This is a genomic window from Kosakonia sp. (assembly GCF_032052965.1).
GTDB lineage: Bacteria > Pseudomonadota > Gammaproteobacteria > Enterobacterales > Enterobacteriaceae > Kosakonia.
This window is the reverse complement of the sequence record NZ_DAMBVN010000020.1, coordinates 68,813-92,973: the sequence shown is the minus strand read 5'-3', so window position 1 is coordinate 92,973 and position 24,161 is coordinate 68,813. Positions and strand designations below refer to the sequence as shown.

General features: G+C 52.1%; 23 protein-coding genes. 15 read left to right on the top strand and 8 right to left on the bottom strand.

Annotated features, from left to right (window positions below; translation table 11 throughout):
- Positions 1 to 186: 186 nt before the first annotated feature.
- Positions 187 to 891 (top strand): FadR/GntR family transcriptional regulator, encoded by a 705-nt coding sequence (locus RTX30_RS19470; protein WP_312691839.1) that lies wholly within the window; start codon positions 187 to 189, stop codon positions 889 to 891.
- A gap of 11 nt (positions 892 to 902) precedes the next feature.
- Positions 903 to 2,321, top strand: a complete 1,419-nt coding sequence (gene mdtD, locus RTX30_RS19465; RefSeq protein WP_312691837.1) for a multidrug transporter subunit MdtD — start codon at positions 903 to 905, stop codon at positions 2,319 to 2,321.
- Here mdtD and rbsR read toward each other — a convergent pair.
- From rbsR to kup, 7 genes are all read right to left on the bottom strand, one after another.
- Positions 2,298 to 3,290 carry a ribose operon transcriptional repressor RbsR gene (gene rbsR / locus RTX30_RS19460; RefSeq protein WP_312691835.1) on the bottom strand — a complete coding sequence of 331 codons (993 nt, stop codon included), beginning with the start codon at positions 3,288 to 3,290 and terminating at the stop codon, positions 2,298 to 2,300. The genes mdtD and rbsR overlap by 24 nt on opposite strands.
- Positions 3,291 to 3,293: 3 nt before the next feature.
- Positions 3,294 to 4,223, bottom strand: a complete 930-nt coding sequence (rbsK, locus tag RTX30_RS19455) for a ribokinase (RefSeq protein ID WP_312691833.1) — start codon at positions 4,221 to 4,223, stop codon at positions 3,294 to 3,296.
- A 108-nt stretch (positions 4,224 to 4,331) separates the two neighbouring features.
- Complete coding sequence (gene rbsB / locus RTX30_RS19450) at positions 4,332 to 5,222, bottom strand: ribose ABC transporter substrate-binding protein RbsB (protein WP_131412971.1); 891 nt, start codon at positions 5,220 to 5,222, stop codon at positions 4,332 to 4,334.
- A 26-nt stretch (positions 5,223 to 5,248) separates the two neighbouring features.
- Positions 5,249 to 6,214, bottom strand: a complete 966-nt coding sequence (gene rbsC / locus RTX30_RS19445) for a ribose ABC transporter permease (protein ID WP_312691826.1) — start codon at positions 6,212 to 6,214, stop codon at positions 5,249 to 5,251.
- Positions 6,215 to 6,219: 5 nt separating this feature from the next.
- The gene (gene rbsA, locus RTX30_RS19440) at positions 6,220 to 7,725 is read right to left on the bottom strand and encodes a ribose ABC transporter ATP-binding protein RbsA (RefSeq protein WP_312691824.1); all 1,506 of its coding nucleotides are present in this window, start codon (positions 7,723 to 7,725) and stop codon (positions 6,220 to 6,222) included.
- A gap of 7 nt (positions 7,726 to 7,732) precedes the next feature.
- On the bottom strand, positions 7,733 to 8,152 hold the full coding sequence (gene rbsD, locus RTX30_RS19435; RefSeq protein WP_312691822.1) for a D-ribose pyranase: 420 nt from the start codon (positions 8,150 to 8,152) through the stop codon (positions 7,733 to 7,735).
- A gap of 204 nt (positions 8,153 to 8,356) precedes the next feature.
- Positions 8,357 to 10,225, bottom strand: a complete 1,869-nt coding sequence (gene kup / locus RTX30_RS19430) for a low affinity potassium transporter Kup (protein ID WP_312691820.1) — start codon at positions 10,223 to 10,225, stop codon at positions 8,357 to 8,359.
- 222 nt (positions 10,226 to 10,447) lie between these two features.
- On the opposite strand from kup, the gene ravA reads away from it, so the two are divergent.
- The gene (gene ravA, locus RTX30_RS19425; RefSeq protein WP_312691818.1) at positions 10,448 to 11,944 is read left to right on the top strand and encodes an ATPase RavA; all 1,497 of its coding nucleotides are present in this window, start codon (positions 10,448 to 10,450) and stop codon (positions 11,942 to 11,944) included.
- The gene (gene viaA / locus RTX30_RS19420; RefSeq protein ID WP_312691816.1) at positions 11,938 to 13,389 is read left to right on the top strand and encodes an ATPase RavA stimulator ViaA; all 1,452 of its coding nucleotides are present in this window, start codon (positions 11,938 to 11,940) and stop codon (positions 13,387 to 13,389) included. Before ravA ends, viaA begins: the two co-directional genes overlap by 7 nt.
- Here the strand turns inward: viaA and asnA are convergent.
- Positions 13,386 to 14,378, bottom strand: coding sequence for an aspartate--ammonia ligase (asnA, locus tag RTX30_RS19415; protein WP_312691814.1), 993 nt, complete (start codon positions 14,376 to 14,378; stop codon positions 13,386 to 13,388). The genes viaA and asnA overlap by 4 nt on opposite strands.
- Before the next feature lie 150 nt (positions 14,379 to 14,528).
- On the opposite strand from asnA, the gene asnC reads away from it, so the two are divergent.
- The 11 genes from asnC (at position 14,529) to atpG (ending at position 24,151) form a co-directional block, all read left to right on the top strand.
- Entirely contained in the window at positions 14,529 to 14,987 is a 459-nt protein-coding gene (asnC, locus tag RTX30_RS19410; protein ID WP_312691812.1) for a transcriptional regulator AsnC, read from the top strand.
- Positions 14,988 to 15,105: 118 nt separating this feature from the next.
- Complete coding sequence (gene mioC, locus RTX30_RS19405) at positions 15,106 to 15,555, top strand: FMN-binding protein MioC (protein ID WP_312691810.1); 450 nt, start codon at positions 15,106 to 15,108, stop codon at positions 15,553 to 15,555.
- 371 nt (positions 15,556 to 15,926) lie between these two features.
- Positions 15,927 to 17,816 carry a tRNA uridine-5-carboxymethylaminomethyl(34) synthesis enzyme MnmG gene (gene mnmG, locus RTX30_RS19400; RefSeq protein WP_312691808.1) on the top strand — a complete coding sequence of 630 codons (1,890 nt, stop codon included), beginning with the start codon at positions 15,927 to 15,929 and terminating at the stop codon, positions 17,814 to 17,816.
- Positions 17,817 to 17,870: 54 nt separating this feature from the next.
- Entirely contained in the window at positions 17,871 to 18,494 is a 624-nt protein-coding gene (rsmG, locus tag RTX30_RS19395; protein ID WP_312691806.1) for a 16S rRNA (guanine(527)-N(7))-methyltransferase RsmG, read from the top strand.
- Between the two features lie 617 nt (positions 18,495 to 19,111).
- Complete coding sequence (gene atpI / locus RTX30_RS19390; RefSeq protein WP_312691841.1) at positions 19,112 to 19,492, top strand: F0F1 ATP synthase subunit I; 381 nt, start codon at positions 19,112 to 19,114, stop codon at positions 19,490 to 19,492.
- A gap of 8 nt (positions 19,493 to 19,500) precedes the next feature.
- Entirely contained in the window at positions 19,501 to 20,319 is an 819-nt protein-coding gene (gene atpB, locus RTX30_RS19385) for a F0F1 ATP synthase subunit A (RefSeq protein WP_312691804.1), read from the top strand.
- Positions 20,320 to 20,367: 48 nt separating this feature from the next.
- On the top strand, positions 20,368 to 20,607 hold the full coding sequence (gene atpE / locus RTX30_RS19380; RefSeq protein ID WP_000429386.1) for a F0F1 ATP synthase subunit C: 240 nt from the start codon (positions 20,368 to 20,370) through the stop codon (positions 20,605 to 20,607).
- A gap of 58 nt (positions 20,608 to 20,665) precedes the next feature.
- Positions 20,666 to 21,136, top strand: coding sequence for a F0F1 ATP synthase subunit B (gene atpF, locus RTX30_RS19375; RefSeq protein ID WP_017458044.1), 471 nt, complete (start codon positions 20,666 to 20,668; stop codon positions 21,134 to 21,136).
- A 13-nt stretch (positions 21,137 to 21,149) separates the two neighbouring features.
- Positions 21,150 to 21,683, top strand: a complete 534-nt coding sequence (gene atpH / locus RTX30_RS19370) for a F0F1 ATP synthase subunit delta (RefSeq protein ID WP_312691802.1) — start codon at positions 21,150 to 21,152, stop codon at positions 21,681 to 21,683.
- Between the two features lie 12 nt (positions 21,684 to 21,695).
- Positions 21,696 to 23,237: a F0F1 ATP synthase subunit alpha gene (atpA, locus tag RTX30_RS19365; RefSeq protein ID WP_064324193.1), complete on the top strand. Its 1,542-nt coding sequence runs from the start codon at positions 21,696 to 21,698 to the stop codon at positions 23,235 to 23,237.
- A gap of 50 nt (positions 23,238 to 23,287) precedes the next feature.
- Positions 23,288 to 24,151 carry a F0F1 ATP synthase subunit gamma gene (atpG, locus tag RTX30_RS19360; RefSeq protein ID WP_312691797.1) on the top strand — a complete coding sequence of 288 codons (864 nt, stop codon included), beginning with the start codon at positions 23,288 to 23,290 and terminating at the stop codon, positions 24,149 to 24,151.
- The last annotated feature ends 10 nt before the right edge of the window (positions 24,152 to 24,161 follow it).

Genomic DNA, 24,161 nt, shown 5'->3' with positions numbered 1-24,161 from the left:
GAGGCGCATTATAGGGAGTTAATTCCGGCTGACAACCCTTAATTTGAAAAAAGTTTCCAACCGCGTTTTTTTTCAACAAAGCGGGGGTAAAAACACCAGAAATCGTCCTTTTCGCTGTTTTTACCACCATCGGTATATATCGAATGGCATACTAGCGCGTGATAATGAGAAAGAAGGAAGTGATAAATGTCGTTAAATGCACAACAACTTGCCGCGCAGAAAAACATCTCCTGGGTACTGGCAGAGAAGCTGGCGCGACAAATCCTGCAAGGCGAGTATGCGCCGGGTTCGATTCTGCCGGGCGAGATGGAGCTGGGTGAGCAATTTGGTGTAAGCCGCACCGCCATCAGAGAAGCGGTAAAGACATTGACAGCAAAAGGAATGGTTTTGCCTCGCCCGCGCATCGGCACCCGCGTTATGCCCAGAGGCAACTGGAACTTTCTCGATAAGGAATTATTAGTCTGGTGGATGAGTGAAGAGAATGTTGAGAAAGTCATCCAACACTTTCTGGTAATGCGTAGCAGCCTCGAGCCTCAGGCATGCTTGCTGGCAGCAACACTTGGCAGCGCAGAACAGAAAGCTCATCTCAATACATTAATGGAAGAGATGGTCGTGCTAAAAAAGCATTTTAACCGCGAACGCTGGATAGAAGTGGATATGGCCTGGCACGAACATATTTATGCGATGAGTGCTAATCCCTTCCTGATCTCTTTCTCTACTCTTTTTCATTCTATTTACCACACTTACTTTACCTCTGTGACGCACAACGAAGTGGTCAAACTTGATATGCACCAGTCCATTGCGGATGCGATTCTGGACAGCGACGGTGAACGCGCATTCCAGGCCTGCCAGACGCTGCTAACCACGCCTTATGCCCCAGTGGCGAAATAACGGGATATTGCATGACAGAGAAGAAAACACGGAGTATGGCTGGCCTGCCGTGGATTGCGGCAATGGCCTTTTTTATGCAGGCGCTGGATGCCACCATACTCAACACCGCCCTGCCCGCTATTGCGCAAAGCCTTAATCGCTCTCCCTTAGCAATGCAGTCCGCCATCATCAGCTATACCTTAACCGTCGCCATGCTGATCCCGATGAGCGGCTGGCTGGCGGATCGCTTCGGCACGCGGCGTGTTTTTATGGTGGCGGTCACTTTGTTCACTCTTGGATCGCTGGCCTGCGCGCTCTCCAACTCCTTATCCATGCTGGTTATCTTTCGCGTGATTCAGGGTATTGGCGGCGCGATGATGATGCCGGTAGCACGCCTGGCGTTACTGCGGGCCTATCCACGCAGCGAGCTGTTGCCGGTCCTTAATTTTGTTACCATGCCGGGCTTAGTCGGCCCGATTCTAGGCCCCGTAATGGGAGGTGTGCTGGTCACCTGGGCAAGCTGGCACTGGATCTTCCTCATTAATATTCCGATTGGTCTCGCCGGGCTGTTTTACGCCCGCAAATATATGCCCAATTTTACCACCCCACGGCGCAGTTTCGACATGAGCGGCTTTTTCCTCTTTGGTTTAAGCCTGGTGCTTTTTTCCAGCGGGATGGAACTGATTGGCGAAAAACTGGTTGCGACCTGGATTGCGCTTGCCATCATTCTCAGCGGTATTTTGCTATTGCTGATCTATATTCGCCATGCACGTCGCCATCCTTCACCACTGATTTCCCTCGGCTTGTTCAACACGCGGACATTTTCCGTTGGCATCGCGGGGAATATTGCCTCGAGGCTGGGTACCGGGTGCGTGCCTTTTCTGATGCCGCTAATGCTTCAGGTCGGTTTTGGTTATCCGGCACTGATTGCCGGTTGCATGATGGCCCCCACTGCGGTGGGTTCGATTCTCGCAAAATCTGCTGTCACGCAAATACTGCGCAAGCTGGGATATCGCAAGACACTGGTGGGCGTGACGCTGTTTATTGGCGTAATGATTGCGCAGTTCGCGCTTCAGTCACCATCAATGCCGTTCTGGATGCTTGTACTGCCACTCTTTATTCTCGGGATGGCGATGTCCACGCAATTCACGTCGATGAATACCATTACGCTGGCGGATTTAACCGATGATAATGCCAGCAGTGGTAATAGCGTGCTGGCGGTAACGCAACAATTGTCGATAAGCCTGGGTGTCGCGGTCAGCGCGGCGGTATTGCGCTTTTATGAAGGGTGGGACAGCGCTAATACAGTGGAACAGTTCCACTATACCTTTATTACGATGGGCATCATTACACTGGTTTCCGCGCTGGTCTTTATGCTGCTGAAAGCGAAAGATGGCCGCAATCTTATAAAAGAACGCAGTAAAAAATCAGGCGGAACCGCGCGCCATTAATACCGGTGTCAGCTGTAAACGTTGCTGTTGCAGGCCGGGTTCAGCAATACGGTGAATCAACACATCAATTGCCAGTTCACCCAATTCATCTTTTGGCTGATGAATTGTGGTGAGAGGCGGCGTCATATAGCGCGCCAGTTCGATGTCATCGTAGCCGACAATTGCCATATCCTGTGGGATCTTCAGTCCCGCCTGGTATAACGCCTGATACGCGCCAACCGCCATCGCATCATTGCCGACAAACACCGCCTGTGGCCGCTCACTCATTGCCAGTAACGACTGCATGGCGTCAAAGCCGCCGCCGAACTCAAAATCGCTCTCAATTTCATCGCCGTCACGGATGGTCAGCCCGGCGCGGGTCATCGCTTCACGATAGCCTTCCAGGCGCAAACGCGCGGGTGTTTTATCCAACGGGCCGGTAATACAGGCTATACGCGTGTACCCTTTATCAATCAGGTACTGCGTTGCCACGTCGCCGCCGAATAAGGAGTTGTCCTGAATCAGATCGCTGTCGCCATCGAACGGCGCCCAGTCCATCATCACGGTAGGAATAGAAGGATAACGCTGCATGATCTCTTTCGAAGGCTGGTGCGTTTCGGTGCACAGCAGCAACAGCCCATCGACGCGTTTTTGCATTAACGTTTCGAGGTTACGGTTCATTCGCTGCTCATCACCTTCTGTATTGCACAACACCAGACTGTAGCCACGTTCAAAACAGCTGCGCTCGACACCCCGCACCAGCTCTGAATAAAAAGGATTGGTACTGGCGGTGATCAGCATCCCGATAGTGCGGGTCTGATTGATCTTGAGGCTACGCGCAATGGCTGAGGGCGCGTAGTTCAGCGTTTTAATCGCCGCTTCCACCTTCTCCCTGATCGCCTCGCTGACAAAGCGATCGTTGTTAATAACATGGGAGACCGTTGAGGTGGAAACGCCCGCCAGGCGGGCTACATCCTTCATCGTGGCCAAGCGTTACCCCTGCTGATGTAGAAAATCATCAATTTCATTGCGCCACGGAACAGACGGTTGCGCGCCTTTACGTGTCACCGCGATGGCTGCCGCAGCATGCGCAAAGCGGATCGCCTCATCCAGCGGTTTATCTTCCAGTAGTGCGGTCATTAACGCACCGTTAAAGGTGTCGCCCGCCGCAATGGTATCAATCGCCTTCACTTTAAACCCCGGAACACGTTTGCCTGCGCCATTCACGCTGGCCCATACTCCCCGACTACCAAGGGTGATAATGACCGTGTTAATGCCTTTATCGTGCAGTACCTGCGCGGCACGGGCTGCATCTTCATCACTGGCAACGCTCACGCCGGTGAGTTTTTCGGCTTCGGTTTCATTGGGGGTGATAATGTCCACCAGCGACAGCAGCTCATCGGAGAGCGCCCGCGCGGGTGCCGGGTTCAGCGCTACGGTAGTGTTATGTTGATGCGCAATGCGGGCAGCCGCCAGTACGCTCTCAACCGGAGATTCCAGTTGCATTAGCAGTGCAGAGGCCTGTGCGATGCGTTCACGCTGCGCCTCAACACGTTCAACGGAGAGCGCCGCATTCGCCCCCGCGTGAATACCGATGACATTCTCACCTTCGCCGTTAACAAAAATCAGTGCCACACCGGTCGATTCGCCCGCAACAACGCTGACTGGCGCAACATCAATGTTGTCGCTCTCCAGTTGCTTGCGTACCCGCGCACCGGTGTCGTCATCGCCCGTACAGGCAATAAACGCGATATCCGCGCCGCTGCGCCCGGCGGCGACCGCCTGGTTTGCACCTTTACCGCCAAAAGCAACCTGATAATGATTACCCGTTACGGTTTCGCCCGGCGTAGGGAAGGATTCAAGGTTAAGAATATGATCGGCATTGATACTGCCAAGGACGACGAGTTTGCCTGCGGTTTTCATGATGAGCTTGTCCGTAAAATGCGCCACCCCTGAAGGTGGCGCGTGCCATGCTTTTCTTTTTTATGTGGTCCCCCGGCCGCAGGATGTCACTACGAACCGAACGCCCTATTACTGCTTAATGACCAGTTTCAGATCAACCGGGTTTTTGGCATAGACTTTTTCGCCTTTCAGGACTTTGTCTGCCGTATCAACGCCTTTCGCGCCAATTTGTTCCGGCAACTGGGCAATCGTCGCCGCCAGTTTACCGTCATTTACCGCTTTCACACCGTCCGGCGTACCGTCAAAGCCCACTACCATCACATCGGATTTACCGGCAGTTTGCAGCGCACGCAGCGCGCCCAGCGCCATTTCATCGTTCTGTGCAAACACAGCCTGTACGTCCGGGTGCGCGGTAAGCAGGTTCTGCATGACGTTCAGGCCCTTGGTACGGTCGAAGTCTGCCGGCTGGCTGGCCAGGACATTGAATTTATGCGCAGCAACGGCCTGCTGGAAACCTTCGCCACGCTCACGCGCTGCAGAGGTACCGGCAATACCCGCCAGTTCGATAACTTTCGCGCCTTCACCGGCTTTTCTGGCAATGTAATCACCAGCAATTTTACCGCCCAGTACGTTATCAGACGCGATATGGCTCACCACTTCGCCGCTGGATGCGACACGGTCAAGGGTGATCACCGGGATTTTCGCCTGGTTAGCCATTTTCACAGCGTTACCTACAGCATCGGAATCGGTTGGGTTGATCAGCAACAGTTTAGTACCGCGCACTGTCAAATCCTGCACGTTAGCCAGTTCTTTAGCCGGGTTGTTTTGCGAGTCCAGAACCACCAGGTCGTAACCCAGTTTGTCTGCTTCTTTCTGCGCGCCATCCTTCAGAGAGACAAAGAACGGGTTGTTCAGCGTGGAAATCACCAGAGCAATAGAGTCTTTCGCCATCGCGTTTGCGCTTACGGTGGCGCTCAGTGCAACAGCAGAAACCAGAGTGGCCAGTTTTTTCATGTTCATTTTCATGAGTCCTGTTGTGTAGGTAATTACTGCTTTTTGTTGTCTACCAGCACCGCGAGCAGAATCACCACTGCTTTAACGATCATCTGGTAATAGGAAGAAACGCTCAGCAAATTCAATCCATTATTGAGGAAGCCAAGGATCAGTGCACCGATTAACGTCCCAACGATACGCCCTTTACCCCCGGCAAGGCTGGTTCCGCCCAGCACAACCGCAGCGATTGCATCCAGCTCATAGCCCGCTCCCGCTGTGGGTTGCGCCGAAGAGAGACGCGCCACTTCAATAATGCCTGCCAGTGAAGCCAGAAGGCCGCACAGGGAATAAACGATAACTTTCACTTTATCTACGCTGATACCGGATAAGCGCGTTGCTGCTTCGTTACCGCCTAATGCATAGATATAACGACCCAGACGGGTGTGATGCAACAGATACCAGGCAGCAATAAAGACAATTGCCATGATCCACACTGGCGTCGGGATGCCGAAAGGACGACCAATCCCGAACCAGCCAAACACGTCGGCATTATCCGTAAAACCGGTATTAACCGGGCTACCGTTGGTATAAACCAGTGTCACGCCGCGCAACAGCAACATCATGACCAGCGTAGCGATAAATGCCTGCACCCGGCCTTTAGCAACAATTGTCCCGGTGATAGCTCCCACGGCGGCACCTAAAGCCAGCGCACCTGCGACCGCCACCAGCGCATTCACTTCCATGCCGATTAAAGACGCAGCCACAGCGCCGGTCAGCGCTAAGAGGGAACCGACGGACAGATCGATACCCGATGTCAGGATCACCAACGTCATGCCAACGGCCATAATTGCGTTGACCGAGGTCTGCTGCAGGATATTTAACAGGTTATTGACGGTAAAAAAGTTTGGGCTCATGGTCGAAACGATCGCAATCAGCACCAGCAGGGCGATCAGCGATTTTTGTTCCATCAACCATGCTTTCGTGAAATAACGGCGACCAGAAACAGCCTGGGTAGTCATCTTTTTTACTCCTGATTCACACGATTAAGCTTGCCCACAGCGGCAGCCATCAATACTTCCTGAGTGGCCTGCTCGCGCGTGAATTCACCGCCGAGATGCCCTTCATGCATTACCATAATGCGATCGCTCATTCCCAAAACTTCCGGCATCTCTGACGAGACGAGAATGATGCTCAGGCCATCGGCCTTAAACTGATTAATTAACTGGTAGATCTCTTTTTTTGCTCCCACATCTACACCGCGGGTTGGCTCATCGAGGATCAGGACTTTCGGGCGGGTCATCAGACCGCGCGCAATTGCCACTTTTTGCTGATTCCCCCCGGAAAGCAGCCCAATAGGCTGTTCCATCGACGGGGTTTTCACATTAAACAGACGAATAAAATCACTCACCGCCTGCTGTTCATCTTTATGTTTCAGGTTGCCGCCAGCGCGACTGAAGTAACGCAGCGCCGTCAGTGACATATTTTCTTTGACCGACATGCCAAGCACTAACCCGTCACGCTTACGATCCTCAGAAATATAGACGATGCCGTTTGCCAGACCATCTTGTGGCGAGCGGGTAATCACCTCATGGCCGTCGAGCGTGACATAACCGCTGGTACGGGGTAGCGCGCCATACAGCACTTTCATCAGTTCGGTACGCCCCGCGCCCATCAGTCCGGCAACACCGAGGATCTCTCCCTGACGCAGCGTAAAGGTGACATTTTCAACACCCGGCCCGCACACATTATCGACGCTGAGCCGTACTTCACCTGGCGCTTTATCCAGCCGCGGATATTGATCTTCAAGCTTACGGCCGACCATCATTTCGATCAGCGTATCTTCGGTCAGCGTGGCGACTTCGCGCTCGGCAATAAACTGCCCGTCGCGAAAGACCGTCACGTCATCACAAATCTCGAAAATCTCTTTCATACGGTGAGAGATGTAAACAATCCCACGCCCTTGCGCTTTTAGTTCCCGAATAACGCGAAACAGCGATTCGGTTTCGGTATCCGTTAAGGCATCGGTCGGCTCATCCATAATGATGACTTGCGACTCGTAGCTCATCACTTTGGCAATTTCGACCATCTGCTGATCGCCAATAGAGAGTTCGCCCACCAGGCGATCGCTTTTAAAGCGTAAATTGAGCTTCGCCAGTAGCTTATCGGCATCAGCAAACATCTTCTTCCAGTCGATTTTGCCAAAGCGATTAACGAATTCCCGGCCCAGAAAAATATTCTCGGCAATCGTCAACTGTGGGATCAGGTTCAGTTCCTGGTGGATAATGCCGATGCCGGCTTCCTGCGAGGATTTGGGTCCGTTAAAGGTCGTCTCTTTACCCAGCCACAGCAATGAACCGGCGTCACGGGTATAAATCCCGGTCAGCACTTTCATCATGGTGGATTTGCCAGCGCCATTTTCCCCGACCAGCGCCATTACACGACCGGAGTAAACATTCAGCGCTGCGCCAGAGAGCGCTTTTACGCCGGGGAACGCTTTATCGATCCCCTTCAGTTGCAATAACGCGTCCATGAGGGCCTCAGAAGGTGACGCCAGCACAGAGAATGATATTCGCATACGGGGAACACTCCCCGCTGCGAATAACCGCATGACTGTCCGCGGTGTGTTTTTTAAACTGCTCGTGCGTAACGTACCGCACGTCTATGGTATTTCCCTGGTGTTGTTGCAGTTGCTCAATATGGTTGAGCAACGTCGCGTGGAGCTGCGGATTATGATGTTTAATTTCCGACGCTAAGATAGCGGCCTCAACCTGCATTTCTGTTGTCACCACTTCCAGTACTTGCATAAAGGAAGGAACGCCCTGAGTTAATGCCATATCGATCCGTTGCGTGTTACGCGGCACCGGTAATCCGGCATCACATACCACAACTGAATCGGTATGCCCAAGACGGGAGATGACTGACGAAATGTCAGCGTTCAGTACACGACCTTTTTTCATATATTATGCTCCACTAGCGAAACGTTTCGCTGACTGCAGTTTAGTCTCAAAAATGGGCAAAAAACTATCGCGGCGTTACAGAAGTGTGATCGATATCGAAACGTTTCGCTTGCCAAAACGTATAAAAAAACAGCTTTCGCTACCTAACAAAAATTAGCAGGAATTAATAACAAAAACCCCTCGTTGAGAGGGGTTTTAAAAGCATTAAATTTCGACCTGGGTACCCAGCTCAATCACCCTGTTAGGCGGGATCTCAAACTGGTCTGGCGCACGCAATGCGTTTCGCTGCAATACCAGATAGAGTTTGCCGCGCAAACGCAGATACCACGGGCGTTTGCCAACGATGAGCGACTCATGAGACATAAAGAAAGAGGTTTCCATCATGCGACAATTCAGTCCTTCCAGCCCGCAGCGGTGGAACACCTCTTCAACGTTTGGCGTTTCTCGCCAGCCATAACTCGCTACCACCCGCCAGAAAGTCGGTGATAGCTGCTCAATTTGCACACGACGAACGTTATGCACATAAGGCGCATCTTCAGTGCGCAGCGTCAGCAGAATGACTCTCTCATGCAGCACCTTGTTGTGCTTCAGGTTGTGCATCATGGCGAACGGGATAACGTTAAGCGCACGGGACATATAAACGGCCGTCCCCGGGACACGCACCGGCGGCGATTTTTCCAGTGATGCGATCATCGCTTCCAGTGAGTTACCGTGCTCGTGCATACGGCGCAGCAGACGGAAACGCTCACTCTTCCAGGTGGTCATCACCAGGAACATCACCAGACCCAGCGTTAATGGCAACCAGCCGCCGGAGACGATTTTATCAAGGTTAGCCGAGAATAACGGCACATCGATGCTCAAAAAGAAGATCAGGATCAGGCCAACCAGCACCTTATTCCAGTGCCAGTTTTTACGTGCCACAGTCGTCGAAAGAATCGAGGTCAGCACCATTGTCCCGGTCACCGCAATACCGTATGCCGCCGCCAGATTACTGGAGTGTTCGAAGCTGACGATCACCAATACCACAGCAAAGTAGAGCAGCCAGTTAATGAACGGGATATAAATCTGCCCGGACTCCATTTCCGAAGTATGAATAATGCGCATCGGGGCCAAATAGCCAAGACGAACCGCCTGGCGGGTCAGCGAAAAGACCCCGGAGATCACCGCCTGAGAGGCAATCACAGTCGCGAGCGTGGCGATAATCAACATCGGGATCAATGCCCATTCCGGCGCCAGCAGGAAGAAGGGGTTTTTAATGGCTTCCGGCGTTTTCAGCAGCAACGCGCCCTGGCCGAAGTAGTTCAGCACCAGTGACGGGAGCACCACAATAAACCACGCGACGCGAATCGGCAGTTTGCCAAAGTGGCCCATATCCGCATACAGCGCTTCAACACCGGTAATTGAAAGCACCACCGCGCCCAGCGCAACAAAGGAGATCGCTTTGTACTGCAGGAAGAAATTCACCGCCCAGATCGGGTTCAGCGCCTGTAACACTTCCGGGTTCGACAGAATACCTCGCGCACCCAGCACCGCCAGAATCAAGAACCATGCCAGCATGATCGGGGCGAAGAGCTTCCCCACCAGCCCGGTGCCATGTTTTTGAATCGCAAACAGCAGCGTTAAGACGACGATAGAGAGCGGAACTATCCACGTATCCAGCGAGGGCGCGACAATCTCCAGCCCTTCAATGGCCGACATCACCGAAATTGCCGGAGTGATCACCACTTCGCCATAGAAGAAGCTGCCACCTATTAGCCCCATAATGACCAGCACAGACGTCATCCTGGCGGAGGTATTACGACCAGCCAGCGACATCAGCGTTAAAATCCCCCCTTCACCGGCGTTATCAGCACGCATGACGAAGGTCAGATACTTAATGGAGACAACAAACACCAGCAACCAGAAGATCAGCGACAGGAAGCCAAAGACAGCATCACGTTCAACGCCGAAACCAAACTGACCAGACAAACATTCACGAAGTGTATAAAGCGGGCTGGTACCGATATCACCGTAGACAACCCCAATAGCCGCGAGTGTGACGGCGGGCAACGACTGTTTATTATCAGTGCTCATAGACTAATCTTTTGTTGAAATGACAAATGTGTGCTTAGTCCCTTGGCCCACAAAAAGCGCACAGTATGCACGATTATTTGCGAAATCGTACCCCTAAATGCGGCCACATTAATCTGGCGCAAAGAAAATAAAGCCGTTCTTCAGTCTATTACAAGCCCCATCAGGAACGTCTATACTCGCTTTTGGAAGCCGGATAACACGGCGAAAGGACGCAAATCTATTATGGCTCACTCGCATTTATTAGCTGAAAGAATTTCCCGCCTGAGCAGCGCGCTGGAAAAAGGCCTTTTTGAGCGTAGCCATGCAATAAGGCTCTGCTTGCTGGCTGCCCTGAGTGGCGAGAGCGTGTTTTTGTTAGGCCCGCCGGGTATTGCCAAAAGCCTTATTGCCCGTCGCCTGAAGTTTGCCTTTAAAAATGCGCGCGCGTTTGAATACCTGATGACCCGCTTCTCCACCCCGGAAGAGGTGTTTGGCCCGCTCTCTATTCAGGCGTTGAAAGACGAAGGACGCTATGAACGCCTGACCCAGGGTTATTTACCCGAAGCAGAAATTGTTTTTCTCGACGAGATCTGGAAAGCAGGCCCGGCGATCCTCAACACCCTGCTAACGGCGATTAATGAACGGCGTTTTCGGAATGGTGCCAGCGAAGAAAAAATCCCCATGCGACTGCTGGTGGCGGCTTCGAACGAACTGCCAGAAACCGATAGCAGCCTGGAAGCGTTGTATGACCGCATGCTGATCCGCCTGTGGCTGGACAAGGTTCAGGAGAAGGGTAACTTCCGTTCGATGCTGGTAAGCCAACAGGATGAGAACGATAATCCGGTTGCGAAAGAACTCCAGATAACCGATGAAGAGTACCTTGAATGGCAGCAAGAGATTGGCAAAGTAAAACTGCCGGACAATGTTTTTGAGCTGATTTATACGCTGCGCCAACAGTTAGATAGCCTGCCCAATGCGCCCTATGTTTCCGACAGGCGCTGGAAAAAAGCCATCCGCCTGTTGCAATCCAGCGCATTCTTCAGCGGGCGGGATGCCGTTGCGCCTGTCGATTTGATCCTGCTAAAAGATTGTTTATGGCACGATGCAGAAAGCCTGCGTCTGCTGCAACAACAACTGGACATATTGATGACCGGGCACGCCTGGCAGCAGCAATCAATGCTGACACAATTGAGCGCCATCTCGCAGCGGCATATGCAGCTTCAGCAGCAGCAAAGCGATAAAACCGCGCTTAAAGTGAGTCGCCAGGGTGGGATGTTCAGTCGCCGGCCGCATTATGATTTGCCGGAAGAGCTGGATGAGCCAGTACTGACATTATTACTCCAGCAACCGCTGAAACTGCACGATATGCAGGTCATTCACGTCACTATTGAGCGTGATGCACTGGCGCAATGGCTGGCGAAGGGCGGCGAAATCCGCGGCAAGCTGAACGGCATTGGCTTTGCGCAACCGCTGGATCTGGAAGTAGATCCGACACTGCATTTGTTAATCCGCGATGTCAGCCTGCAGGGATCGCGACTCGCTTTGCCAGGCGCAACGCAGGAAAACGTGCCGGAAGAGATCAAACAACAACTGGAAGCGCTGGATAACAACTGGCACCAGCAGCACACCCGTTTTAGCGAACAGCAGAAATGCTTGTTTATTTCTGGCGACTGGTTAGGTCGCATTGAAGCCAGCTTGCAGGATGTCAGAGCGCAGATCCAACAGGCTCGTCAATGCTGACGCTGGATACGTTAAATGTCATGATGACCGTCAGCGAGGAGGCAATGATTGAAGAATTGATCATTGCTCTGCTGGCCTCGCCGCAACTGGCGCTATTTTTTGAGAAATTTCCCCGCCTTAAACATGCCATCACCGAAGATGTGCCCCGCTGGCGCGAAGCGCTTAAAAAACATCTCAAAGAGACAGAAGTTCCGCCAGAACTGGCAAAAGAAGTGTTGAGTTATCAACAGAGCCAGTTGCTGTCGACATCGCAATTTATTGTTCAGTTACCGCAAATCCTGGCATTGCTGGATACGTTGCACTCTCCGTATGCGGCCCAGGCCAGACAGATGGTGGAGAACAATGCCGTCTTCACACCAGCATTACATACCCTCTTTTTGCAACGCTGGCGTTTGAGCCTGGTGGTCCAGACCACCACCTTGAACCAGCAATTACTGGATGAAGAGCGCGACAGATTACTCAGCGAAGTGCAGGAGCGCATGACCCTGAGTGGCCAGCTGGAACCCGTACTGATTGAGAATGAAAATGCCGCCGGCCGGCTCTGGGATATGAGCGCCGGGCAACTTAGGCGCGGCGACTACCAGTTGATCATTAAATACGGTGATTTTCTCAGCCAACAGCCGGAACTCCAGCAACTGGCCGAACAGTTGGGACGCTCGCGGGAAGCAAAATCCGTTCTGCGCAAAGATGCGCCGATGGAAACATTCCGGACGCTGGTACGCGAACCGGCGACAGTGCCGGAACAGGTCGATGGTCTGCATCAGAGCGATGATATTTTGCGCCTGCTGCCACCGGAACTGGCTACGCTGGGCATTACCGAGCTGGAATATGAATTTTATCGCCGGCTGGTGGAGAAGCAGCTGTTAACGTACCGCCTGCATGGCGACGCCTGGCGGGAAAAAGTGACAGAGCGGCCGGTAACACACCAGGATTTTGACGAGCAACCGCGCGGGCCGTTTATCGTCTGTGTTGACACCTCTGGCTCTATGGGCGGTTTTAATGAGCAGTGCGCAAAAGCTTTCTGCCTGGCATTGATGCGTGTGGCGCTGGCAGACAAGCGCCGCTGCTACATCATGTTGTTCTCAAGTGAAGTGGTGCGGTACGAACTCACCAGCCCGCAAGGGCTTGAACAGGCGATCCGCTTTCTCAGCCAGCGCTTTCGTGGCGGAACGGATCTGGCGAGCTGTTTTCGCGCAGTCATCGAACGCATGCAGGGCGGTGAATGGTATGACGCCGACGCCGTGGTGATCTCTGACTTTATCGCCCAGCGTTTGCCGGATGACGTGGTTAATAAAGTGAAGGAACTGCAACATATTCATCAGCACCGGTTTCATGCTGTAGCCATGTCGGTACATGGCAAGCCCGGCATCATGCGCATTTTCGATCATATCTGGCGCTTTGATACCGGGATGCGAAGCCGACTGTTGCGACGCTGGCGGCGTTAAAGCAGGCCCGGCACTTGTTCACGTACCTGCGCTGGCCACACACCACACTGCACCTGACCGATATGCGATAACTGCAGCAACAGCATGGTCAGACGCGACTGGCCAATACCACCGCCAATGGTTTGCGGCATTTCGCCACGCAGCAGCGCCTGGTGCCACTCCAGCTGCAGACGGTCTTCATCTCCGGTCAGTTTGAGTTGATGTTGCAAAGCGTCGGCATCAACACGGATCCCCATAGAAGAGAGTTCCAGCGCGTCTTCCAAAACCGGGTTCCAGACCAGGATATCGCCGTTCAGCCCCTTAAACCCCTCTTCAGCCGCAGTGCTCCAGTCATCGTAGTCCGGTGCTCGCACATCATGGCGCTGACCATTGCTGAGCTTACCGCCAATGCCCATCAGGAACACGGCTCCCAGCTCTTTGGCAATCACACGTTCGCGGCCTTTGGCATCCAGGCCAGGGTAACGGCTGAGCAATGTTTCGCTGTGCACAAAGTGGATCTGCTCTGGCAGAAACGGTGCCAGGCCAAAACGTACTGCGATCTCCGCCTCGGTGGCTTTGATCCCGGCCCAGATCGCTTCAACCGTGGTTTTTAAGGTGGCGGTATGACGCTCACCATCGCCCAACACGCGCTCCCAGTCCCATTGATCCACATAGACAGAATGGATAGAAGAAAGGCGATCTTCGTCAGGACGCAGCGCTTTCATATGCGTGTACAGCCCCTCACCAGCGCTGAAGTCATGCTGCCCCAGCGTTTGTCGTTTCCATTTAGCCAGCGAATGCACTACTTCGAAACTTGCTTCTGGTAATGTTTTTACTTTTACCTGCACCGCTTTTTCGCACCCCGACAGGTTATCCTGCGTGCCATCCCCTACGCGGCTAAGAATAGGTGCCTGCACTTCAACCAGGCCCAGTTTTTCTTCAAGCTGGCGGGAAAAAAAGGATTTCACGAAGGCGATTTGACGTTGTTTTGCGAGATAAGCGGTTTTCATTATATTGCTCCTGTCTGCTAATGCTTTTAATTAAGCAACAAAAGCGCGTCGAGATTCAATAATCCGTAATTAAAAAGCCCATTGCGCTTTTGAATCGATAAAATAACAGGTTAAAATAGAGTGGTTATCTATTCTTCATAAGAAAATCGTATGGAAAATTATCAAATCGACAATCTGGACCGCGGCATCCTCGAGGCTCTAATGGCCAATGCACGCACCGCCTATGCCGAACTGGCTAAGCAATTTAGCGTCAGTCCCGGCACCATCCATGTCCGCGTAGAAAAGATGAAACAGGCCGGGATCATCACTGGCGCACGGATCGATGTCAGCCCTAAGCAGCTCGGATATGATGTCTGCTGCTTTATCGGCATCATTCTGAAGAGTGCAAAAGATTACCCGTCCGCGCTGGCAAAGCTTAACAGTCTGGAAGAGGTCACTGAGGCGTACTACACCACCGGCCACTACAGCATCTTTATTAAAGTGATGTGTCGATCCATCGACGCGCTCCAGCAGGTACTTATCAACAAGATCCAAACAATTGATGAAATTCAGTCCACTGAAACGCTGATCTCTTTGCAAAACCCTATCATGCGTACGATCCGCCCTTAACCGGGCGTTTTCATCCCTCATTAATACCCGTATTGTCCACAGGTAGATCCCAGCTCGTTCACAGCGTACAATGCCCCCCACTTGTCGCCGAATGGCGAGTAAAACGGAGCAGGGTTTCATGGCAGACATCACTCTTATTAGCGGTAGCACTCTTGGCGGCGCGGAATACGTTGCGGAACATCTGGCAGAAAAGCTGGAAGACGCAGGTTTCAGCACAGAAACGCTGCATGGCCCGTTATTAGAGGATTTGACGCCGCAGGGCATCTGGCTGGTGGTCAGTTCCACCCATGGTGCGGGCGACTTACCCGAAAATCTGCAGCCGTTTTTAGATGATCTGCATGAACAAAAACCTGATCTGTCGCATGTCCGTTTCGGTGCGATCGGCATTGGCAGTCGTGAATATGACACCTTCTGTCAGGCGATCGAAAAACTGGAAGCCGCGCTAAAGGCAAATGGGGCAAAACAGATCGGTGAAACACTGAAGATCAACATCCTCGATCACGATATTCCCGAGGATCCTGCAGAAGAATGGCTGGGATCCTGGAAAATTTTACTCAATAATGATTAAAGATCGTGCGATCGAGTGTGGATAACTATGCTTAAAACGGCTTATTAACCGGTAGTTATCCCAAGAATAACTGCAGTTCAGTTTTTGAGTTGTGCATAACATTGCATTCTGATCCCAGCTTATACGGTGCAGGATCACCGATCATTCACAGCTAATGATCCTGCCTAATGGATTGATCTTTAAGTGATGATCCGGCTTATCCACAAGCAAGTGCGATCCTAATAAGAGATCACAATAGAACAGATCTCTCTATATAAAAGATCTTCTTTTTAATACCCAGGATCCGATCCTTTCTCACTGGACTAAAGTTGAGTAGAATCCACGACCCTGGCTTCATCCAATTTCTAACCGCTCAGGCGAGGCATACCACCATGTTTTATCCGGATCCTTTTGACGTCATTATCATTGGCGGGGGTCATGCAGGCACTGAGGCCGCAATGGCAGCAGCGCGTATGGGTCAACAGACTCTGCTTTTGACACACAATATCGACACGCTGGGGCAGATGAGCTGCAACCCGGCGATCGGCGGTATTGGGAAAGGACACTTGGTGAAAGAAGTGGATGCGCTTGGCGGGCTGATGGCGAAAGCGATCGATCAGGCTGGCATTCAGTTTAGGATACTAAACGCAAGCAAAGGTCCAGCAGTTCGGGCGACCCGAGCACAAGCGGATCGCGTGCTCTACCGTCAGGCAGTTCGTACCGCACTGGAAAATCAACCGAACCTGATGATCTTCCAGCAGGCGGTGGAAGATCTGATCGTTGAAAACGATCGTGTGGTTGGTGCTGTTACCCAGATGGGGCTGAAATTCCGCGCCAAAGCGGTTGTGCTGACGGTCGGTACCTTCCTTGACGGCAAGATTCATATCGGGCTGGATAATTACAGCGGTGGGCGTGCAGGCGATCCGCCGTCGATCCCTCTGTCACGGCGTCTGCGTGAATTACCGCTGCGCGTAAGCCGTCTGAAAACCGGTACACCACCGCGTATTGATGCGCGCACCATCGATTTCAGCGTACTGGCGCAGCAGCACGGCGACAACCCGATGCCAGTCTTTTCGTTTATGGGCAATGCGGCCCAGCACCCGCGCCAGGTGCCGTGCTATGTAACGCATACCAACGAAAAAACCCATGACGTCATTCGCAATAACCTCGATCGTAGCCCCATGTATGCTGGCGTAATCGAAGGGATCGGTCCGCGTTACTGCCCGTCGATCGAAGACAAAGTGATGCGTTTTGCCGATCGCAACCAGCATCAAATCTTCCTCGAACCGGAAGGACTGACGTCAAACGAAATCTATCCGAATGGCATCTCCACCAGTCTGCCGTTCGACGTGCAGATGCAAATCGTGCGCTCAATGCAGGGGATGGAAAACGCCAGGATCGTGCGTCCTGGTTATGCCATTGAGTATGATTTTTTCGATCCGCGCGATCTGAAGCCGACGCTGGAAAGCAAATTCATTCACGGTCTGTTCTTTGCGGGGCAAATCAACGGTACCACCGGTTACGAAGAAGCTGCTGCGCAAGGTCTGCTGGCGGGTCTGAACGCTGCTCGTGCGGCTGCAGACAAAGAAGGCTGGGCACCGCGTCGCGATCAGGCTTATCTCGGTGTTCTGGTGGATGATCTGTGCACTCTGGGTACGAAAGAGCCGTACCGTATGTTTACCTCGCGTGCGGAATACCGTCTGATGCTGCGTGAAGATAACGCTGACCTGCGTCTGACCGAAGCAGGTCGTGAGCTGGGTCTGGTCGATGATGAACGCTGGGCTCGTTTTAACGAGAAACTGGAAAGCATTGAGCGTGAGCGCCAACGCCTGAAGTCACAATGGGTGTCGCCGGCTTCAGAACATGCGCCGGCGGTTAACACATTGCTGACTGCGCCACTGTCGCGTGAAGCGAGTGGTGAAGATCTGTTGCGCCGTCCTGAAATGACCTATGAGCAACTGGTGCAGCTGGCACCTTTCGCACCGGGTCTTTCGGATCAGCAGGCTGCTGAGCAGGTCGAAATCCAGGTTAAATACGAGGGGTATATCGCCCGTCAGCAGGATGAAATCGAAAAACAACAGCGCAATGAAAACACCTTGTTGCCAGCCTCGCTGGATTATCGCCAGGTGAATGGATTATCTAACGAGGTGATCGCTAAACTGAACGATCATAAACCGTCCTCTATCGGTCAGGCGTCACGTATCTCCGGGATCACACCTGCAGCTATCTCCATTCTTCTGGTCTGGCTGAAAAAACAAGGTATGCTGCGCCGCAGCGCATAATCTTAAGTCTGTGCCCGGGGGTTCCCGGGCATATCAATTCCACAGGTATCAACCGTGCTTAACAAACTCTCTCGTCTGCTGGATGAAGCTGGCATTTCGTTGTCCGATCATCAGCAGCAACAGCTGGTGGGTTACGTCGAACTGCTCCACAAATGGAACAAAGCGTACAACCTCACGTCGGTACGCGATCCAAACGAGATGCTGATCCGCCATATTCTCGATAGCATTGTGGTCGCGCCTTATCTGCAAGGCTCGCGCTTTATCGATGTTGGCACCGGCCCGGGTTTACCCGGTATCCCGCTGTCGATAGTGCAACCAGAAGCGCATTTCACACTGCTGGATAGTCTGGGTAAGCGAGTGCGGTTTTTACGTCAGGTACAGCATGAACTGCATTTGAGCAATATCGAACCGGTACAAAGCCGTGTGGAAGATTTTCCTGCAGAGCCGCCGTTTGATGGCGTCATCAGCCGCGCGTTTGCCTCGCTGAATGATATGGTGAGCTGGTGCCATCATTTGCCGGGAGAGCAGGGCCGTTTCTATGCGCTTAAAGGACTGGTGCCGGACGATGAGATTGCGCTGTTGCCTGCTGAATTTACAGTAGAAAGTATTGAGAAGCTGCACGTTCCGCATCTTGAAGGCGAACGCCATCTGGTGATTGTTAAGGCAAACAAAGTTTAACTTTTATCAAAAAATGTAGAATTCGTGCTGTTCCCGGGATGTTAAAAGTCAGCATAAAAAACGGTGATACGTTCAGTTACATTTAACAAAACTTTCACCAGGATTTTTCTGACTTTTAACGCAAGATATTTGATTCACCGTAAGAATAGTTAACCACGAAAATATCAGCCCGCTAAAAATCGGCATCAAGAACCAAACTGAGATGTTAAATAATTATTATAAATGTCAATGAAAGGTTTTTGTTGTATTTGCGGCTGTTTTAAAAAGAGTTGTGATAATTCATCTTAAATATCAGAAAGATGAAAAGCGACAATTTACCGGTATGATTAATACGGCAGACGCATAAATGTTTATTTTGTGACCGAGTGCACGCTTTGGTAGCAGGTTTTTCGCGTTATTTGCAGTTTTGCCCGAAGGTTCACAGTTTCCCTAAAAGTTGAAAAATAGCCGTCGGGAAAATTATTTAAACATTTATTCACCTTTTCGCTACTTATTGTTTGAAATCACGAGGCCGCACCGTATAATTTGACCGCTTTTTGCTGCTTGACTCCGGGCCTTAAAGAACGTTTTATACGACACGCGGCATACCTCAAAGGGAGCAGGAGTGAAGAAACGTGATGTTTGTGTCGCTCTTTAGTCAAAACGTTGCACGCAAGCTTCTGCTTATTCAGTTTCTGGCAGTAATGGCAAGTGGATTGCTGTTTAGCCTCAAAGACCCCTTCTGGGGCATTTCCGCCGCGTGCGGAGGTATGGCAGTCTTATTGCCAAATATGTTGTTTATGATTTTTGCCTGGCGTCATCAGGCGCATACACCTGCAAAAGGCCGAGTGGCCTGGACCTTCGCCCTTGGCGAAGTGCTTAAGGTGTTGGCAACCTTCGTGTTGCTGGTGGTGGCGCTGGCGGTTTTCAAGGTGGCTTTTATGCCGCTGATAGTCACGTGGGTTTCGGTGCTGGTAGTTCAGATACTGGCACCCGCTGTAATTAACAACAAAGGGTAAGAGGCATCATGTCTGCAGGAGAAATCTCAACACCGCAGGAGTACATAGGTCACCATCTGAATAACCTTCAGATTGACTTGCGTACCTTCTCGCTGGTGGATCCGCATAACCCCCCGGCCACCTTCTGGACGCTCAATATCGACTCCATGTTTTTCTCGGTGGTACTGGGTCTGTTGTTCCTGATGATGTTCCGTAGCGTAGCGAAAAAGGCCACCAGCGGCGTCCCGGGAAAATTCCAGACTGCAATTGAGCTGGTGATTGGTTTTGTTCATGGTAGCGTCAAAGACATGTACCACGGCAAAAGCAAAGTTATCGCTCCGTTGGCCCTGACGATTTTCGTCTGGGTATTCCTGATGAACCTGATGGATTTGCTGCCTATCGATTTCCTTCCGCTTATCGGCGAGAAGGTTCTGGGTCTGCCTGCGCTGCGTGTGGTACCGTCTGCCGACGTTAACATCACCCTGTCGATGGCGCTGGGCGTGTTTATCCTGATTCTGTTCTACAGCATCAAAATGAAGGGTATTGGCGGTTTCGCTAAAGAGCTGACTCTCCAGCCGTTCAACCATCCGGTATTTATTCCGGTAAACCTTATCCTTGAGGGCGTGAGCCTGCTGTCCAAACCGGTTTCACTCGGTCTGCGACTGTTCGGCAACATGTACGCGGGTGAGTTGATTTTCATTCTGATCGCGGGTCTTCTGCCGTGGTGGTCACAGTGGGTTCTGAATGTGCCGTGGGCCATTTTCCACATCCTGATCATTACGCTGCAAGCCTTTATTTTCATGGTTCTGACGATCGTCTATCTGTCGATGGCATCTGAAGAGCATTGATTTTTAACAACACTACTACGTTTTAACTGAAACAAACTGGAGACTGTCATGGAAAACCTGAATATGGATCTGCTGTACATGGCTGCCGCTGTGATGATGGGTCTGGCGGCAATCGGTGCTGCGATCGGTATCGGCATCCTCGGGGGCAAATTCCTGGAAGGCGCAGCGCGTCAACCTGATCTGATTCCTCTGCTGCGTACTCAGTTCTTTATCGTTATGGGTCTGGTGGATGCTATCCCAATGATCGCTGTGGGTCTGGGTCTGTACGTGATGTTTGCTGTCGCGTAGTAAGAGTTGCTTACCAAGCAATTGTTTAGAACGTTAACCAGATAAGAGGCATTGTGCTGTGAATCTAAACGCAACAATCCTCGGCCAGGCCATCGCGTTTGTCCTGTTCGTTCTGTTCTGCATGAAGTATGTATGGCCGCCGTTAATGGCTGCCATCGAAAAACGTCAGAAAGAAATTGCTGACGGTCTCGCTTCCGCAGAACGAGCTAAAAAGGACCTTGACCTTGCACAGGCCAATGCGACCGACCAGCTGAAAAAAGCGAAAGCAGAAGCTCAGGTAATCATCGAACAGGCGAACAAACGCCGTTCCCAGATCCTGGACGAAGCGAAAGCAGAAGCCGAGCAGGAACGTACCAAAATCGTGGCGCAAGCGCAGGCGGAAATTGACGCCGAGCGTAAACGTGCTCGCGAAGAGCTGCGTAAACAAGTGGCTCTGCTGGCTGTTGCCGGCGCCGAGAAAATCATTGAGCGTTCCGTGGATGAAGCTGCTAACAGCGACATCGTGAATAAACTGGTCGCTGAACTGTAAGGAGGAGGGGCTGATGTCTGAATTTGTAACGGTAGCTCGCCCCTACGCCAAAGCAGCTTTTGACTTTGCCGTTGAAAACCAGAGCGTCGATCGCTGGCAGGATATGCTGGTGTTTGCCGCCGAGGTAACTAAAAACGAGCAAATGGCCGAGCTTCTTTCCGGTGCACTGGCACCGGAAACGCTCGCTGAGTCGTTTATCGCCATCTGTGGCGAGCAACTGGACGCCAATGGTCAGAACCTGATTCGGGTGATGGCTGAAAATGGGCGTCTGAAGGTGCTCCCTGATGTTCTTGAGCAGTTTGTTCTGTTGCGTGCAGCCAGCGAGGCTACAGCAGACGTTGAAGTCACGTCTGCAACCGCACTGAGTGAAGAACAGCTCACGAAAATCGGCGCAGCGATGGAAAAACGACTGTCACGTAAAGTGAAGCTGAATTGCAAAATCGATAAGTCTGTAATGGCAGGCGTGATCATCCGAGCGGGTGATACTGTGATTGATGGCAGCGTTCGCGGCCGTCTTGAACGCCTTGCAGACGTCTTGCAGTCTTAAGGGGACTGGAGCATGCAACTGAATTCCACCGAAATCAGCGAACTGATCAAGCAGCGCATTGCTCAGTTCAGTGTTGTGAGTGAAGCTCACAACGAAGGTACAATTGTTTCTGTAAGTGACGGTGTTATCCGCATCCACGGCCTGGCCGATTGTATGCAGGGTGAGATGATCTCCCTGCCGGGTAACCGTTACGCTATCGCACTGAACCTGGAGCGTGACTCCGTGGGTGCAGTTGTGATGGGTCCGTACGCTGACCTTGCCGAAGGCATGAAGGTTAAATGTACTGGCCGTATTCTTGAAGTACCGGTTGGCCGTGGCCTGCTGGGTCGCGTGGTTAACACGCTGGGTGCGCCGATTGACGGTAAAGGTCCTGTTGATAACGATGGCTTCTCGCCAATCGAAGTTATCGCCCCGGGCGTTATCGATCGTCAGTCTGTCGATCAGCCTGTACAGACGGGTTATAAATCCGTTGACGCCATGATCCCAATCGGACGTGGACAGCGTGAGTTGATCATCGGTGACCGTCAGACCGGTAAAACGGCGATGGCAATCGACGCAATCATCAACCAGCGTGATTCCGGCATCAAATGTGTGTACGTGGCTATTGGCCAGAAAGCATCCACCATTTCCAACGTAGTCCGTAAACTGGAAGAACATGGTGCGCTGTCCAACACTATCGTTGTTGTGGCAACAGCTTCTGAATCTGCTGCTCTGCAATACCTGGCACCCTATGCCGGTTGCGCAATGGGCGAATACTTCCGTGACCGCGGTGAAGATGCGTTGATCGTTTACGATGACCTGTCTAAACAGGCTGTCGCTTACCGTCAGGTGTCCCTGCTGCTCCGTCGTCCGCCAGGACGTGAAGCATTCCCGGGCGACGTATTCTACCTCCACTCTCGTCTGCTGGAGCGCGCATCTCGCGTAAATGCTGAATACGTTGAGAACTTCACCAAAGGTGAAGTGAAAGGTAAAACCGGTTCCCTGACTGCACTGCCGATCATCGAAACCCAGGCGGGTGACGTTTCTGCGTTCGTTCCGACCAACGTAATTTCTATTACTGATGGTCAGATCTTCCTGGAAACTAACCTGTTTAACTCCGGTATTCGTCCGGCGGTTAACCCGGGTATTTCTGTATCGCGTGTGGGTGGTGCAGCACAGACCAAGATCATTAAGAAACTGTCCGGTGGTATTCGTACCGCGCTGGCGCAGTATCGTGAACTGGCAGCGTTCTCTCAGTTCGCTTCCGATCTTGACGAAGCAACCCGTAAACAGCTGAGCCACGGTCAGAAAGTGACCGAGCTGCTGAAGCAGAAACAGTATGCACCTATGTCTGTTGCTCAGCAGGGCCTGGTACTGTTCGCGGCTGAACGCGGTTACCTCGAAGATGTGGAACTGGCGAAAATCGGTAGCTTCGAAGCCGCGCTGCTGGCTTACGTCGACCGTGATCACGCTCCGCTGATGCAAGAGATCAACCAGTCCGGTGGCTATAACGACGAAATCGAAGGCAAGCTGAAAAGCATCCTCGATTCCTTCAAAGCAACCCAGTCCTGGTAACGTCCGGCGGCTTGCCTTAGGGCAGGCCGCAAGGCATTGAGGAGAAGCTCATGGCCGGCGCAAAAGAGATACGTAGTAAGATCGCAAGCGTCCAGAACACGCAAAAGATCACTAAAGCGATGGAGATGGTCGCCGCTTCCAAAATGCGTAAATCGCAGGACAGAATGGCGGCCAGCCGTCCTTATGCAGATACTATGCGCAAAGTAATTGGTCACCTTGCGAACGGTAATCTGGAATATAAGCACCCCTACCTGGAAGAACGCGACGTTAAACGCGTGGGCTACCTGGTAGTGTCGACCGACCGTGGTCTGTGCGGTGGTTTGAACATTAACCTGTTCAAAAAACTGCTGGCGGATATGAAAGCGTGGTCCGATAAAGGCGTTCAAAGCGAACTCGCGATGATCGGCTCTAAAGGCGTCTCTTTCTTTAATTCCGTAGGTGGCAACGTTGTCGCTCAGGTAACCGGCATGGGAGATAACCCTTCCCTGTCCGAACTGATCGGCCCGGTAAAAGTCATGTTGCAAGCCTACGACGAAGGTCGTCTCGACAAGCTTTATATTGTTAGCAACAAATTTATCAACACCATGTCTCAGGCGCCGACTATCACTCAGCTGCTGCCGTTACCGGCTGCAGAAGATGAAGAGTTGAAGCGTAAATCCTGGGATTATCTGTATGAACCTGATCCGAAAGCGCTGCTGGATACACTTCTGCGTCGTTACGTTGAATCTCAGGTTTATCAGGGTGTTGTGGAAAACCTGGCCAGCGAGCAGGCCGCACGTATGGTGGCGATGAAAGCCGCGACCGACAATGGCGGCAGCCTGATTAAAGAGCTGCAGTTGGTATACAACAAAGCTCGTCAGGCCAGCATTACTCAGGAACTCACCGAAATCGTCGGTGGTGCATCCGCGGTATAACCAGGTTAAT

What these genes read in the sequence shown, in the direction of transcription:
- ravA (WP_312691818.1), top strand. Translation starts at nt 10,448, where the DNA reads ATGGCTCACTCGCATTTATTAGCTGAAAGAATTTCCCGCCTGAGCAGC.
- atpG (WP_312691797.1), top strand. Translation starts at nt 23,288, where the DNA reads ATGGCCGGCGCAAAAGAGATACGTAGTAAGATCGCAAGCGTCCAGAAC.
- mioC (WP_312691810.1), top strand. Translation starts at nt 15,106, where the DNA reads ATGGCAGACATCACTCTTATTAGCGGTAGCACTCTTGGCGGCGCGGAA.
- rbsD (WP_312691822.1), bottom strand. Translation starts at nt 8,152, where the DNA reads ATGAAAAAAGGTCGTGTACTGAACGCTGACATTTCGTCAGTCATCTCC.
- atpI (WP_312691841.1), top strand. Translation starts at nt 19,112, where the DNA reads ATGTTTGTGTCGCTCTTTAGTCAAAACGTTGCACGCAAGCTTCTGCTT.
- atpB (WP_312691804.1), top strand. Translation starts at nt 19,501, where the DNA reads ATGTCTGCAGGAGAAATCTCAACACCGCAGGAGTACATAGGTCACCAT.
- asnA (WP_312691814.1), bottom strand. Translation starts at nt 14,378, where the DNA reads ATGAAAACCGCTTATCTCGCAAAACAACGTCAAATCGCCTTCGTGAAA.
- rbsB (WP_131412971.1), bottom strand. Translation starts at nt 5,222, where the DNA reads ATGAACATGAAAAAACTGGCCACTCTGGTTTCTGCTGTTGCACTGAGC.
- atpH (WP_312691802.1), top strand. Translation starts at nt 21,150, where the DNA reads ATGTCTGAATTTGTAACGGTAGCTCGCCCCTACGCCAAAGCAGCTTTT.
- asnC (WP_312691812.1), top strand. Translation starts at nt 14,529, where the DNA reads ATGGAAAATTATCAAATCGACAATCTGGACCGCGGCATCCTCGAGGCT.
- viaA (WP_312691816.1), top strand. Translation starts at nt 11,938, where the DNA reads ATGCTGACGCTGGATACGTTAAATGTCATGATGACCGTCAGCGAGGAG.
- kup (WP_312691820.1), bottom strand. Translation starts at nt 10,225, where the DNA reads ATGAGCACTGATAATAAACAGTCGTTGCCCGCCGTCACACTCGCGGCT.
- atpE (WP_000429386.1), top strand. Translation starts at nt 20,368, where the DNA reads ATGGAAAACCTGAATATGGATCTGCTGTACATGGCTGCCGCTGTGATG.
- rbsK (WP_312691833.1), bottom strand. Translation starts at nt 4,223, where the DNA reads ATGAAAACCGCAGGCAAACTCGTCGTCCTTGGCAGTATCAATGCCGAT.
- mdtD (WP_312691837.1), top strand. Translation starts at nt 903, where the DNA reads ATGACAGAGAAGAAAACACGGAGTATGGCTGGCCTGCCGTGGATTGCG.
- atpA (WP_064324193.1), top strand. Translation starts at nt 21,696, where the DNA reads ATGCAACTGAATTCCACCGAAATCAGCGAACTGATCAAGCAGCGCATT.
- RTX30_RS19470 (WP_312691839.1), top strand. Translation starts at nt 187, where the DNA reads ATGTCGTTAAATGCACAACAACTTGCCGCGCAGAAAAACATCTCCTGG.
- rbsC (WP_312691826.1), bottom strand. Translation starts at nt 6,214, where the DNA reads ATGACTACCCAGGCTGTTTCTGGTCGCCGTTATTTCACGAAAGCATGG.
- mnmG (WP_312691808.1), top strand. Translation starts at nt 15,927, where the DNA reads ATGTTTTATCCGGATCCTTTTGACGTCATTATCATTGGCGGGGGTCAT.
- rbsA (WP_312691824.1), bottom strand. Translation starts at nt 7,725, where the DNA reads ATGGACGCGTTATTGCAACTGAAGGGGATCGATAAAGCGTTCCCCGGC.